At 41.0% G+C, this 16,644-nt stretch carries 2 protein-coding genes; both read right to left on the reverse strand.

All coding sequences use genetic code 11. The features are described from left to right. Positions 1-2: 2 nt before the first annotated feature. Positions 3-7,904: an SDR family NAD(P)-dependent oxidoreductase gene (locus BSI_RS23070; RefSeq protein ID WP_003238818.1), complete on the reverse strand. Its 7,902-nt coding sequence runs from the start codon at positions 7,902-7,904 to the stop codon at positions 3-5. Next, positions 7,897-16,644, reverse strand: coding sequence for an SDR family NAD(P)-dependent oxidoreductase (locus BSI_RS10750; protein WP_003238820.1), 8,748 nt, complete (start codon positions 16,642-16,644; stop codon positions 7,897-7,899). Before BSI_RS10750 ends, BSI_RS23070 begins: the two co-directional genes overlap by 8 nt.

A 16,644-nucleotide genomic window follows, 5' to 3' on the forward strand; every position in this document is an offset into this window, starting at 1 on the left:
CATCATAGTTCTTTAAACTCTAGTAAAGGTATCAGCATGTCTGCTTCTTCCTCTTTATGAGAATGTCTCTTATCAATCCAACACCGTTTTTTATTGAAGACAGCCGGCGGGAGCGACTGTCTTTTCGGCTCTGTATATCCCATTGTAAAATGCATGTTGCTCAATAACATGTGTGCATTTGTTCCGCCAAATCCAAAAGAACTGATTCCAGCCCTTAACACTCCTTTTCTAGGATTCCAATCTTTTAAAGCAGTGTTCGGGAAAAAAGGAGATTGATCAAATTTAAATCTAGGATTCGGCGTTTGGCAATGCAATGTTGGAGGCAGCTTCTGACTCCAGATGGATAATGCCACTTTAATAACGCTTGCTATTCCAGCCGCACTCATTAAATGCCCAAAATTCGTTTTTACGCTACCTACACCGCAAAATTGCTTCTCTTCCGTTACTTCCCGGAACACTTCAGTCAGTGCTTTTAATTCAATCGGATCGCCTATCATCGTACCAGTACCATGTGTCTCGACATAACTGAGTGAAGAAGCGTCGATTCCTCCGTTTTTCAACGCTTTTTTGATCACTGCACTTTGCGCTTTCGGATTCGGTGTTGTCATTCCCATCGTCTGTCCATCGTTATTTACTGCAGATCCATCAATTACCGCATAAATTCGGTCCCCATCAGTGAGAGCTTCATCAAGCCTCTTCAGCAGAACGGTGCCGCATCCTTCTCCCGGTACAAATCCATCCGCCTTTTCATCAAATGTACTGCATTTTCCCTCAGGTGAAAGCGCTCTGGCTTCACTTAACATTAAGTAAGGCTTTTGGTCAAGTAAAATATCAACCCCTCCTGCTATAGCCATGTCCGATTCTTTTGATATCAGGCTTTGACAAGCAAGGTGAACACTGACTAATGAGGAAGAACAAGCCGTGTCCACAACCAAATTCGGTCCTTTTAAATTTAGAAAATGCGAGATATGAGCTCCGATGAAATTTTGTCCAATTCCCACTATCGTATTTTTTGAAGGTGAACTTATTCTAGACATGAACGTCCCTGCCCGTGAACCGATAAAGACTCCAACCTCTTTGTTTGACACCTCTTCTTTTCGGTAGCCGCCATCTCTCAGTGTCTGTACGCTGACCTCCAGACATTTTTTAATTAATGGATCAAGCTGAGATGCTTCACTTTCACTCATATTGAAAAACACTGGATCAAAATGTTCAATATCCTCGAGAAATCCGCCCCACTTACTGATACTTTTTCCTTTCTTATAAGTATCTGAGTAATATTGAGAAATATCCCAGCGTGATGTTGGAACTTCGCGGACACTATCTTTCCCTTTTTCGAGATTTTGCCAAAACATCTCTTTATTTTCGGCATCCGGGAAATCACAGCCTATCCCGATAATTGCGATTTGATTCGATTTTTTTTGCTTCTCTTGAAATTCGTTTTGTTTCGGAATCGTTTTTTTATTCATGCGTGTTTTAAAGCCTAGTAAGCCATTGCTTTTTAATGAGCGGTCCTCCAGCTTTACTTCTCTTTCATTTCCCAGAGCGTCAGAAATATGCTGAATGGATACATCCTCATCTTCAAATAATTGATTTAAATAGTACGCAAGCTGTTTGAAGTTGGGGTATTCCAGAAAGGCTGACGGTTCAATTTTTATTTGGAAAGCAGCTTCTGCTTTTTTTACAAGCTGAACCAGCAAAATAGAATCTACCCCGTATTCCGAAAAAGAAGTATCTTGATCTAATTTCTCGCAAGGAATTTTAAGCTCTGTTGAGAAAATATCTTTTAAAATACTAATAATCGCTTCGTTATCAGTATCATCAGAGAACTGTTCGTTTACAGCCGATGGCTCATGAACACTGGTTTGAATTTTTGTGAGAGGCAGCTGCTGTAATGAGAATTTCTCATGGTTTGTCTTAACCGGTATAAGGCATGGATATCCAGTCACTTTCATTATTTGGTCGAGCATGCCTATGCCTGTTTCAGTCCGATGTGACAATAGCCCTAACGCCTGATATGCAGGGCTTTTCACCTCGCCCATTCCAATTCCCTTCCAACTAGGCCAGTTTATTGATTTATAATAAGTTCGGCCACACGCATGCTGATAAGCCGCAAAATAATCCATAAAAGCGTTTGCCGCAGCATATTCACTCGTTCCCGCTCCTAACAACGGAAATGCGCTTGCGACTGAAGAAAATAAAATGAAGAACTTGAGGTTGTCCTCCAGAAAAATGTCATGCAACACTTGGAGTCCCTGTATCTTAGGCTCAAATACCTCCTTTATTTCTTGACTGGTTTTATGAATGAAAGCCGGATTCACATGATTGGCTCCCCCCGCACAATGGATGACTCCTCCAATTGGCCCGAGCTTCTTTCTCACTTTTGAAAAGAACTGCTGTAATTTTTCTTTCTCAGTAAGCGAACCTCCATATATTTCTATCTGAACCCCTTTTTGCTCTAACTCTTTGAGCAGCTTCAATTTTGAAAATAGGGTGGATTTTTCATCTGTCTGTTTTAACAGGTACTCTCTTTCATCAGACTGAGGCAATTCAGTTAGCCCCATTAGTACAAATTTTTTTACTCCCTTGTCAGAATAGTGTCTGGCAAGCTCTGCACCGATTCCCCTCGTTCCGCCAGTAATAACAAGTGTTTGATCCAGTTGGCATACAGGCAGGCGGATTTCCCTGCTAAACTCGGATGGATGTAATTTCTTCACATACTGCGTATACCGAACTCCGTTACGATAACAAATTTCACTGTAAAGATCGTCAGCTGCTGCTTCGTTTTTGATCAATTGTTGTAGTTCGTCCAGACTTTTTGAATGCTGATCTACATCTATTGTTTTCGCATTAATTTTTTTATACTCGGCGCTTAACATCTTAATTAATCCTGCTGTTTCCGCCCCAGCTAAGGTCGGCTGTTTATTCTTAAACGTTTGCAGTCCTTCTGTAATGTGTAACACAAATAGATGCTTTTGAGCTTTTAATATTTCCTGCAACAGCGTCAGTTTCCCAACAGAGTCGGCTGCAGCCTTTACCGGCTCTCTCCATAAATCAGACAAGTCAACAATACCGGTGATGTCCGGGTTCTCTTTAAGGATCGCCAAAGCCGTCTCCTTTGCACGCAGAGGATTGTCAAAACTAAAGCATTCGCCGCTCAGATGTAATTGACTATCAGCTTTCCCGCTAATGACAGTGCATCCCATGAGAGGATCTGAAGCAAACAGCTCAGAAGCAAACTGTTCATTTTCAATGTTAGCCAAAATAATGACCTGGCCTTTTGAAAGAAAAGACGATGAGACTTGGCTTTCTTCCCAAGATTTACATAGTAAATCAAACGGTATATCATCAGGCTTATCCACTACTGTCTCCCATCCAGAGAAAAACATATTCCGGAAGACCGCCATACATTCTCCTTCGTGTGAAAGCAAATAAACTGTAAACTGCCTCTCTTCAACGTTTGATTCGTTCAGATCCACAAACACGCAACATTCATTTGGAACAGATTGATAAAAACAAATCTCTTCAATCTCCTGTAAGTAAAACCCTTGATCACCAGTGTGCCTTGCTGCTAAAACAGCTGCTGCTTGAATGGCTCCTTCAACTGCAGCAGGATTTACAACACATTCTGTATACAAGTCTTTTTCCGGTATAGCGACATCGGCAAGCAAGAACTCATTATGCAAAAATAAATCTGTGAGAACGCGCAAATCCGGATCATAATTTATCAAATTGGTTTCCAGAAGATCATAGCATTCGGGCCCGGTCATAGACTCTTTACAATTCGCTTTATAGTCAGTTGCACATTTAAAACGAGCACCTGTTTCACGATTCGCTTCCTTGTATTCCAGTTCTCCGTTTAAAATGATCTGTTCAGCGTCATTACCTGAACATTCAGCCAATTCGAAAGATACCGCATCTTGTTGATCAAATAGTTTAAGCTCAGTTCGCACGGGTTGTTCTGTTAATTCAAATAAGGCATGTAAACATATATTTTTCATTCTCCACACATTCTGTTCGGCAGACATTGCTCCGCCGGCAGCTGCCATTTCAATTAGTGCGCTGAAAGGCAGATTTTTTTGCTGATTGATACATAAGGCAGGCCATGCAAAAGATGCTTCTGAAAAATCAGTAATAAATTTTTGCATCTTCAAGGTCGAGACATTTTGATCTAGTAAAGGATGCAATCCCGATTGTACTCTTGTCAATCTATTTGTTTGTGTGATTTTTGAGCTTGGCACCCAATATCTATTCCTTTCAAACGGATATGCTGGGAGAGAAATTATTTTCGGTGTTTCTGTTCTGTACTTGTCTTCCCAATCAATTTCACCGCCATTTACCCAATGAAGCGCTATATCATATAAGTTCTGGAATTGTGATGATGCTAATAAGGTCTTATGATTATTGGAACTAATACGGGCATTTCCTCTATATAATCCGTGTACTTCCTGGTCTGATTGTAAATACTTGGTGAGCTTATCGACAAGCTCACCAACGTCCCGTGCCTCTACAGCCAGCCGTTCTTCCATGGCTTCTCGTCCTGTTTGTAATGTATATGCCACATCAGTAAGCGATGTATTCGAATCAAGTTCATTTATGAGTGAATCAATTAAGATACGGAGCCGCTCTTTGTTTTTAGCAGACAGAAGAATGATTTGTATTTCTTCGCTCTTTGCGGGATTGGTATTTATTTCGTCTATATACTCTTCAATAATGATATGAGCATTAGATCCCCCAGCACCAAATGAACTGATGCCTGACCTCCTAACATGACTTTCAGGAACCTCCCAGTCTTTTAGTTCAGTCTGGACATAAAACGGTGTTTCATCGAAATCAATATTAGGATTTAACTCATCAGAATGAATGGAAGGTGCCAGCTGTTTGTATTTCATTTGCATCAACACTTTAGTGATTGAAGCTATCCCAGCAGCAGCCTCTAAATGTCCGATATTTGACTTTACGGAACCGATTGCACAGCGAAAGCTGCTTTTGGGATTGCTGAAAGCCTTAGACAGTCCGGAAATTTCAATGGGGTCTCCCAGCGATGTACCTGTTCCGTGCGCTTCTATATAACTGATGCTGTCTACACCAATTCCAGCTTTATCAAGCGTTTCGCTGATAACATTTGCTTGTTCATTTGGATTCGGGACAGTGTAGCCGTTTGTTTTTCCTCCGTGATTAACTGAAGTACTCTTAATAACGCCGTAAATAGTGTCTCCTTCAGCAACTGCCTTCGAAAGCGATTTTAATAAAATAGCTCCTACTCCTTCACCTGGTACATAACCGTCACCTCCAGCCCCGAAGCTTCTGCAGCGTCCATCGCTCGAAACAAAATGATTTTGAGAAAGCAATGTATATTTATCGGGATGTAAAGATAAATTTACTCCTCCGGCAATTGCAAGGCTGGATTCTCCCCTTTTGATGCTTTCACATGCGAAATGAACAGCAGATAGTGAAGATGAGCACATTGTATCAATAGCAAGACTTGGACCGTGAAGGTCGAAGAAATATGATACCCGGTTAGCGATTGACGAATAAGAAGACAAAAGTGCCTTACGGTCATCATCAGATGCTCCTGCTGCAAAAAGCTGATAGTGACTGTATGTCACTCCTACAAATACACCTGTCTTATACCGTTTTAATTTTTCCCTTGTATAACCGGCATTCTCAAATGTGTGCCATGCAGTTTCTAAAAACAACCGTTCTTGCGGATCTATTAACTCGGCATCACGAGGAGAAATTGAGAAAAACAGCGGATCGAACTTATCAGCGTCTTTAATAAAACCTCCCCATTTACTTTTATGCCGAGCTTTTTCACCTGTATTAAAGTATCTTCGATGATCCCAGCGTTCGCTTGGGATTTCCGTTATACAATCTTTCCCCGAGGCAATATTATCCCAAAACTTTTCTACATTCTCAGCCATCGGATAACGTCCGGCTATGCCGATAATTGCAATATCTTCTTCGGTAACCGCTGTGGATCTGCAGCGTCCTCGTTGCTGCAGTTGTTTTCTTTCGGCCGTTATTTTTCTTTTCTGTTCTGACTGCGGCGAAAATGCTTTGACTAACTTGTCATAATGATGTTCTAAAAAATACTCCGCTAACTGATCGATGCTGCTGTATTCAAAAAATAAAGTCTTAGATACACTGCCAAAGTGTTTTTCTAGCCTGGAAGTTAGTCCTAAGATCGTTAAGGAATCAATACCATAGCGGTCGAACGTATCCCCGGACAAAATACTGTCAGTTGGTCTCCCAGTCTCAGCTCCGATGATTTCTTTCAATAGACAGACCGTTTGCTTTTTTAATTGATTTTCACTAATTTGAGGAAGTTCGTGATCAGATTCGGATGTTACATCTGTCTCTGTATTATCAACCGAAAGCAATTGGCAGATCTTTTCTTCACTTCCGTTAATAACTGCCAGCTGAGAAGCATTGCTGCTCATGCAATTCTGAAAGGAGGCAAGACCGGATTCCGCTGATAAAAGATCCAAACCGGTTTCCCTTAAAACTTGCAGCTCTCTCGGACCGACTGACATATTCCCTGCGCTCCATAACGGCCAGTTAATAGAGAGTGTTTTTCCCGGACGATTCTTTATGATCCTGTAATCGGTATAACTGTCCATACAGCCATTTGCAAATGCATAATCGCTTTGGCCCGCATTAGGCAGGATGGAGGACAGGGACGAAAACATGACGAAGAAATCAAGAGTTTCCCCTTTCGCAGCTTTGTCAAGCCAAACGGTTCCAAATACTTTGGGTGCGATGACCTTTTCTATTCTGTCTCTCCTCTTTTTAATAACAAATGCATCATCTACAAGTCCGGCACTGTGTAAAATGCCGTTTAATCTTCCAAATGTCCGCCGAATCTGATCAATTAATATGTCGGTCTCTTTTTCCTTCGATATATCTGCTGGGATATAAACAGCTTCAGCCCCGAGCTTTTTCAGCGTGTTAACTTTTTGCTCTATTTCCATAGAGCTCGGTGAACGGCCAGTCAATATAAGATTAACTTTTGCCCGTTTCGCCAAATATTCCGCGAATAGAAATCCAAGACCGCCGGCACCTCCCGTAATCAAATACACACCGTTCTCTTTGACGTTAAAGTTATTTTCTCGGGATCCAGCTTTATTCACTTTTTTAACTTGCTGTATATAATAATGTCTCGGGTCGTAACATGTAAAACTACTCGATACACATTGATTATTCCATTCATAAAAAATGACATCAGCGATAAGCTCCTTTGTAAACGGCTCATTACTCATCGACTTCAATTCTGCTGCCTTACACCCAAAATTTGGGTTTTCGGCTTGAACGGTCTTGAGAAAACTCTCAACCGCTCTGTAAATAGGCTGAGCCTCTTCTTGGACATTTTCATATAAATATAAGAACTCTGCTTTCGGACAGAGTTTATTCTCCATTATGGCTTGCAGCAAATAAAATACAGAATACAGGCTTTTATCAAGCTGCTCTCTCATTGTCTTGTCAGTGTCACGAAATGCCCCGACCGAGAGAAAATGAACAATATGCCGGGGCTTTATATTCTGAGAGACAAGCGCACGGCACAAAGCTTCATAATCTTCTTTTTGTGTAAAATTCATTTTAAAACAGCCATTTCGGCCAGCTTCGAATCGGTCTCCGGGAGAAACATAAATAAAAGGCGCCGCGGCGCCTTCTAATTGTCTCTTCATTACGCTGTACAAACTTTCGTCACTGGCCAAAAATAAAATTGGCTCTGTCATCTGACGAGGCTGCTCAGTACGTTGAAATATATATTTTACCCATTCCTTTTCATAAATATGCGTTTTACCCAAACCTTTAATTAATCCCAATCCCTCTTCAGGAGTCAGCTCTCGTTCTTTCACCTTCCTAACTATTTGTTCAATTTGTATAGTTTGTTCATTCATGTAAAAGCAACTCCTCTATCAGCTCTGTTGTATCCTTCGTATTAACCTCACCTGATTGTGCTTTTTCAAGAAGCGATATAATTTTAACATCCGAGCTTTCTTCATTTGATTTGTGAACCGCCGGCATTATTGAAGGTCTTTCAGCCTGAGGCGTAAAATCTTGTTTAATCCAATGTCTGTTTTTTCTGAAAGGATAGACTGGAAGGGAAAGTCTCATAGGTTTATTTTCTCCCTCATACAGATCTCCCCAACTGATTTCATAACCGATCGTCCACATTTGAGCCAGTTTTGTCAATTTTCTTTTTTGAATTAGCGATTGAATATATGAGTGACCCTCGGGTCCATCAAAAAGCGGGAAATACACTTTATGAAATTGTCTAGCATTTCCTTCAAAAACCTCTTGTAGATCTTCCCCCTGAAGGTAGCCGTTTATCTTTTCAGAAAGCTCCTCTAAGCTTGAGCAAATAATAGCAAGACGCGATTCGAACGATTCACGGCCGGTTTGAAGCGTGTAAGCTATTTGTTCAAGGCTGTACCCAGCTTGCTCTCCATGCTGAGATGTAACCTGATTGTCAACAGGTATATTCGATTCATGACAGATATAATGGAACAAATCGTTGAGTGTTGGTTGCTCTGTAAATATGCCAATCGGGACCTTTTTCCCAGATATTGTGCTGATGAAAGAGCTTAATGCAGTTAAGGTCATCGGATCAAATCCCAAGTCTGTTAAATGTGTCTCCATGTCTATTTCATCTGCATCTAAACTTAGGATTTTTGCTGCCTCTATTCTGATTTCTTCTCTTAGATTATGCTCTCTCACCTTAGGCTCTCCGTACCGGCCAGTTGTCTGCTTCTCTTTTAAAAAGCTTGCAAAATCTTTGGCGTAAGCAATTAATCTTTCTTTTGATCTAGCTGAGAGTACAATTACATGTTCTTGTTCCCTATTTACTTGATTTTCCTGGCTATACTCAAATTCCTCTACAATGACATGGGCATTAGTTCCTCCAAATCCAAATGAGCTGACTCCCGCGCGACGGGGAGTTTCGTTTCCTTCCCAATCTATCAATCTATTCCACTTTATTGTTTTATTCACAATATAAAATGGCGTTCCAGTTAACTGAATGTAAGGGTTCAACTCCTTAACATGCAGGGTAGCCGGCAGGATTTTATGCTTTATGGCGAGCAATACTTTTATCAGACCCGGCATCCCTGAAGCAGGCTCTAAATGTCCGATATTGGTTTTCACAGAACCGATTCCGCAATATTGGTGCGTATTTCTTGTGCTGTCCGACTTAAGGGAGACAAAAGCTTTTTTTAAGCCCTCGATTTCAATTGGATCTCCAAGTTCCGTGCCGGTTCCATGTGCTTCTATATAGGATACTGTTTCAGCAGGAATACCGGCATTTTGGTAAACTGATGTTAACAGCGCTGCTTGAGCTTCCGGATTTGGGGCGGTCAGCGAAGCAGCTCTTCCCCCGTGATTTTCACCGGTTCCTTTCAATACTCCGTAAATATTGTCCTTATCATCAATAGCTTTTTGCAGAGGCTTTAGCAGCAGCACAGCTGCACCTTCACCTCGAACATAACCATTGGCAAGCTTATCAAACGTTTTGCATCTGCCATCTGCGGACAAAATTCCAAGTTTATCTGTATATAAGTGGGTAACGGGATCTAATAGCAATGACACGCCTCCTGCTACTGCCAGCTCGCTTTCACCAGCTTGAATCGAACTCACTGCTCTATGGATGGCAACAAGACTGCTTGAGCAGGCTGTATCAATAGATTCACTTGGACCTCTGAAATTAAAATAATGAGATACCCGATTACTGATGAGCGCCTGGCTGTTTCCAGTTCCAACTAATGCATGTGCCTTGTCTAAATGCTTCATTAACAGTTGGCGATAATCATTAAACTGAATGCCGGTGAACACTCCGATGTTTTTGCCTGACAGTTCTGATGCCTTGTAACCCGCATCTTCTATCGCTTTCCAAGTTTCTTCTAAATATATTCTGTGCTGTGGGTCCATAAGTTCAGCTTCTCGAGGATTCACGTTGAAAAAAGATTCATCAAATTTATCAACATCCGTGATAAAACCGCCCCATTTAGAATTTATACGGCTGTTTGCTCCGTTATCTTCATAGTTTTTCCAATCCCACCGCTCGAGCGGAATTTCCTGAATCATATCTTTTTCATTGATCAAGTTTGACCAGAATTCACCCGAATTTTTTGCTCCGGGAAAAACGCAGCTCATTCCGATAATTGCAATCGGTTCTTTCTGCAGAGGCTTTTTTAACTGACCTGTTTGCTTTTTTGCAGGCGGAAAGCGGATTTCAGACTTTTTCAACTTCTCAGTGTGCCGTGATTCTCTTTTTTCTTGAATATCTATATCAGATTTCACATTTTCTTTAGCTTCCACAGGCAGTTCACCAATTATAAAGTCATAAAGCGATTCGATATTACTATAAGTAAAGAAAATCGCCGGTGTTAATTCCAGCTTATATCTTTTGTTTATTTGGACGGAGAGAGTTTTCAAACTGATGGAATCGAAGCCAAGATTGCCGAAATTCTCTGATATGTCCAAGCGATCGATATTAATTTTCAGTAATTCAGACACAATCCGTTTCAACTCATCTAATACATGAGCCTGTCTAAATAATTGTGTATAATCACCTTTTTCTTGATCCAACTCAGCTGTTAATTCTTGAACTGACTTATCTTCAGCTGCTGTAAACCTGCCGTTGTTACCAGTAAGTACAGCAATTTGCAGATCTTCATTTGATAAGATTGCCTCAAATGCTGTTATTCCGTCTTCTGTTTCTAAATAGCGGAACCCCGAAGTTAAAAGGTATGCAGATTCAGCTTCTTTACTTAAATGCATGCCGCCTTCTCGCCATAATGGCCAATTAATTGAAATGCTTCTACCTTGTCTTTCATGCTTTAGGCTCTTTTCATTTCGAAAGTGGATATATCGATCTTGAAAATAATTACCTAACGAATAATTAACCTGTCCAAAGTCACCAAATATCGAAGAGATGGAAGAAAACACCACAAAGAAGTCGAGCGGTTCTTCTTTCGTTATTTGATCTAAACATATCGTTCCTTCAATTTTAGCAGCCAGCCCCTTCGAAAAATCAGCGAGACTCATTTCCGTAAATAGACGATCATCAGCATGACCAGCTGCGTGAATAACACCTTGAAGGGGTCCCCAGTTCCGTTTCGTTTCATCTAATACCTGTTTCATCGCATCTTTATCTGTTACATCAGCTTGAAAATACAGCACGGCAGCACCATGTGCCTTTAATTTTTCAATTTCATGCTGTTTTTCAGCTGTTAACGCTGACCTTCCCGTTAACACTAATCTCGCCTTATATTCAGACGCCAAATATTTAGCAAATGTCATTCCAAGACCGCCTAAACCGCCTGTTAACATATAAACCCCTTTATTTTTAAGCATTATGCCGCCTGCATTCGTTAGCTCTCTATCTTCCAGGGTTTTGACATACCTTATATCCTTTACATACTTGACTTCTTCAGCTGTAATAAGGCCTTTTGCAGATACAATTTCTTGAAGGCAGTGTTCAGCCTGCTTGTCGGCTGAAATATGTTCAGAAAAGCTGATTGATGCGGCATGCTCTACAGAAGGCAGCACCATGTTTATCGTTTTCAAATAACCTGGTAAAGTCTCACCAAAAGGATCACTAATATCTTCTCTATAAGACTGAGTAATCAGTAAATGTTTAAGAGATAAATTTTTTCGGTCACTCAGCGCCTTTAATAAATGAAAGACCGAATACAGTCCTCTAACCGGATGTTCGCCCGCATCAAAATCTCCCCCTGTATGCAGAACAATGTCTGGGAGCATCTTGTTTTTTTCTAATTTTTCAAACAAATGATTATAATCTGACGGTATTTTAGGGTCTATGCTGAATGTCAGAGCATTCTTTATAAGCTGTCGTTGATACGGTGTTACAAGAAGTATCCGGTAGGCAGATTGGTCTATTAACGCCTCAGCAATTTCTTTATCATCTGCAAACAACAAGATCGTACCTGCATTTTTATTTCCAACTTTCACAGGGGAAAGGTTCTTTTGCACCCACTTCTGCAAACAATAATTCACCTCAGTATGCGGCTGTGGATTTACAGTCAGTCCCTTAACCTCTACAAGCACCCGTCCGTTACCGTCTAACAGAAATACGTGATAAGACGATTTGCCATATTCACTTGGTACTGCGTATGCATATACAGCTTTGGCCTCTTCATCAAAAATGGTACACGCTTCTACTGTTTTAGGCACTGTCCCCGTATTTTTCTCTAAGAGACATAATATCGTCTGATAAGCACTTTCAAGGACAGCGGGATCGAGCGTATAACCCTCTGCCTTGTCGCTTGCCTTTAAGATTGTAAGCGCCTTTCCGTCCCGTATCACGCAACGGTCTATGCCTCTAAGTTTACTGCTGCAATCATAGCCGTTTTCAGCAAGTCGATGATAAAACGCTTCTCCTGATATCCAGTCAGTATACTCTGACATAAACGGTTTAATATTGATAAATTGTCCCTTTTCCTTAAGCCCCTCTAATACAAGATTGCCGGAGAAATAAAATGATGATTCATTCTGATCTTTTATAAAAAATGAAGCAGTATCGTCTTCCGGTGCCAGCGCAATTTGAATTTGGTCTTTTAGACCGCTTTGTAAGATCGGTTTTGAAAAAGAAAGATTTGTCAATCGAGTAATCGGATGCCCTGAAGCTATTTCTCCTGCCGCCCTCGCGATTTCTATTTGTAAAAGATACGGAAACATCCTTTCATTGTGTTTTGCTTTTACGTATAAATTATCACCTTTGACATTTATATTGAACTTTTGTTCATTAAAATCTGAAACATTGCAGTTAATATGCGGATGCAGAACATCAATTGCATCTGCCTTTTGGCGGCTTCCAGGTTTAGAGGCGCTTATTCTGCATAATTCTTTGGCAAATGGATATGTCGGTGCAGAAATCCGTCTAGGTTTGTCATTTCCATAGAGGAACGACCAGTTAATCGCGTATCCGCTGATCCAAAACTCAGCAATCCTGGAAAGATCCCTCTCTGCAATTGCTTTTTCAATTTCTTTTTTTGTCTCATGACTTTCAAATTCAATGGTGTTTGATACGGATGTAAGTTCAGATGTAAATAGCTGCTCTGATAATGTTTTTCCCTTTGAATAATCTAAAAGCTTCTTAATCAATTCCTCTTTTGAAGATGCAACGACGGCCAATCGGTATGCCATTTCTTCTCTGCCTGTCTGTAAAGTATATGCTGTATTCCTAAGTGCATCTGAAGTATAATCTTTTGTCTGTATGTACTCCGCTGCACCCTTTGCATAGTCAACCAGTCTTTCAGCATTTTTGGCGGAAAAAACAAATAAAAGCGGCTCTAGCTCGGTTGTTTCAAATACGGCCTTCTCACTATTTACGTACTCTTCCAAGATGATATGGGCATTTGCCCCTCCGGCTCCAAATGAACTTATACCTGCACGCCTTGGAATTGATATTTTTTTTCCGTCACTCTCTGCAACGGAAGTCACCCATTTTTCAGGACTTTCCGGTACATAGAAAGGCGTTTCTTGAAACTGAATATGCTCATTCAATTTAGAAGAATGAGTCAGCGATGGAACGATTGTTTTATGTTTCATTTGTAATATTACTTTTGTAATTCCAGCTATGCCTGCAGCTGCCTCCAAATGTCCGATATTAGATTTAATAGACCCGACTGCGCATGTCTTTCTGACTGTCATTCGATCGGCAAATACTTTGCGCAATCCAGCAATTTCAATCGGATCTCCTAATGCAGTGCCTGTGCCGTGAGCTTCTATATAACTGATACTTTCCGGGTCAACCTTTCCTTTTTTCAGGGCTCTGCTAATCACCTTACTTTGAGCGGTCGGGTTAGGCACAGTATATCCATTCGTCTTTGCCCCATGGTTGACAGCTGTTGCCTTAATGATGGAATAAATTTGATCACCGTCAGCAATTGCTTTTTTTACAGGCTTCAGTAAAACAGCACCGGCTCCCTCCCCGGGAACATAGCCGTCTCCCCCAGATCCAAAGCTTCTGCAGCGACCATCGCTGGACAAAAAACCGCCTTGAGTGAGGAGTTTATATTTATCAGGATGAATGGAAAGATTAACTCCTCCGGCAATTGCAAGCTCACATTCATTCGTTATTAAACTCTCACATGCCAAATGAACAGCAGTCAAAGACGAGGAACACATTGTATCCAAAGCAATACTAGGTCCGCTGAAATTAAAAAAGTAAGATACTCTGTTCGCGATGGATGCATATGAAGAAGAAACGGCCTGCTCATGATTTCCAGCACTGTACAGCTGATATTGCCCGTACATGACACCTGCAAACACGCCGACATTTTTCCTTTCAAGCATTTTCTTCGCATACCCCGCATCTTCTATGGTATGCCACACTGTTTCCAGAAAAATTCTTTCTTGAGGATCTGTTAACTCCGCTTCAGCCGGAGAAATATTGAAGAACAACGGATCGAAATGATACACGTCATCAATAAATCCTCCCCATTTGCTTTGATTTTTTATGTCATGATCAGCTTCCGGCTGATAATGCAGGCTAAAATCCCAGCGGTCTTTAGGAATTTCAGTTATACAATCTTTCCCTTCCATTAAATTTCTCCAGAGAGTGTCAAGATCGTTTGCCATCGGATAGCGGCCACTGATTCCAATGACGGCAATATCAGTGTCCTGATATTTTTCTGCTATTTTCAGGTTTGACTGATGAGCCAGCCCTTTTGATTTATGTTGAAAGCTCGGTACTACTGGATCAGCAGCTTCCGCCGCCTGTTGAACATTACCGCTGTCGTTTACTCCTAATTTCAGCATATGAACCAGAGCATCATGGTGCTTTTCAATGAAATAAGCTGATAATTCGGCTGCAGTTTGAAACTCAAATAACAGGGTTTTTGAAAGCGCACCAAAATGCTTCTCCAGCTCATTGGTTATATTGATAATCATGACTGAGTCAAGTCCGTATTTATCCAGCGCTGCCTCTGCGTCTATTTTGTCTGCCGGCATTCTGAATTCTACTGAAATAATTTCTTTTATAAATGTCAAAGTGTCAGCTTTCAGCTTTTTATCAGGCTTTACCGTCTCACTGACGGTTGTTTCTTCTTGAAGCAGACTGCTATCACGTTCGTACAATTTATGTACATGTCTGTCTATATGATCATCTCCGCAAAATACCGTGAATTGGGAAAGCCCGGATGACAAACCTGCTGAAAACGCTCTGATTCCCTCCTCTTTCTCCAAGGGATAAAAGCCCGATTTTTTCATCGTCTCCAACGTGCGCTCATCTACTTGCATGCCGACTTCTTTCCAAAGTGGCCAATTCAGAGATAGGAACATTTTGCCCGGATTCTGAGCGGCACGCATGTTCATCAAATGATCCATATAACTATTTCCGAATGCATAATCAGCCTGTCCAATATTTCCTAAAACGGCTGAAGTAGAGGAAAAACAAATAAAAAAGTCGAGACGCTCCTGCTTTGTGGCTTCATCCAGCCAAAGTGTGCCCAATACTTTCGGCTTAATCACCTGATTGAATTCTTCTATTGTTTTTTTATGAAGAAATGAGTCACGGATGATACCCGCGCTTTGAATGATTCCGTTTATCTTTCCATATGCTCTTTTTGTTTCATTGATTATATATTCTGCCTCTTCTTTTATTGAAATGTCAGCCTGTAAATAAATGGAAGACGATCCTAAGGCTTCTAATTGTGCTATCTTGTTTTGTATTTTGTCTGAAAAAGGTGATCTCCCCGTTAAGACAATCTGGCATTTGGTTTGTTGAGCCAAATATTCAGCAAAGGTGAATCCTAATCCGCCCGCCCCTCCTGTGATAATATAAACACCATTGTCCCGCAGTATATATTCCTCACTTGCATGTTTGTTTGCAGGTTTATATGTTATCAGGCGTTTAACAAATCTCTCCATTCCTTGGTAACGGATTTCGATCTCAGGAGAGCTGAAGTCTCTCAGTTCATTGATCAAAATATCGCCTAAGCTGCCGTTTGCGAAAGCCGACCGCTCTAATTCAATGATTTTTGGCGAAATTAGCGGGTTCTCCTGCTGCCAAGTCCGCAAAAAGCCGCTTGCCGATGCATAAAGGGGCTGTTCTCCTAAACGCTCGGAAAAATACGCATACAATACGTTTACTTTTTTGCGCTGTTTACTCTTGAAGAGAGCCCGGTTTAATAAAAATAAAGAGTAAACCCCGCTGTCACATTGTCTTTCGATCGCTTTCTCATTACTGCTAAACGGTTGGTCAGACCATAGATGGACGGCTTCTCTTATGTCTGCTTTCTCTTCTTTCAGTAACGCAAACAAGCTTGTATAATCTTTTTCAGACCGAGGGTTGATTTCAAACACACCATTCCGAACACGTCGAAATTCTTTCCCAGGCATGACTAAAATAATACCTTTATCATGCCGTACAGTCAGTTCCTTAAGCAAATCCTCATTTGTATCAAATAATAAAAGACTGCCCTCTCTTCGGCTGTCTTTTGGATCTAAATCGAGACCAGCTGGCTGCCAATCCGTCTTATAATAAACAGTCTGTTCCCTTCGCTGAGCCATACCAGAATCAAGTTGCTTAATCCGTCTTACTCCTTCTTCCAAGGAAATCAGGCCGCTTTTAATGTCAGAAAGTATTTTTTTTCTTACATCACGAGTTACGCTCAT

The organism is Bacillus inaquosorum KCTC 13429, assembly GCF_000332645.1.
Classification (GTDB): Bacteria; Bacillota; Bacilli; order Bacillales; family Bacillaceae; genus Bacillus; species Bacillus inaquosorum.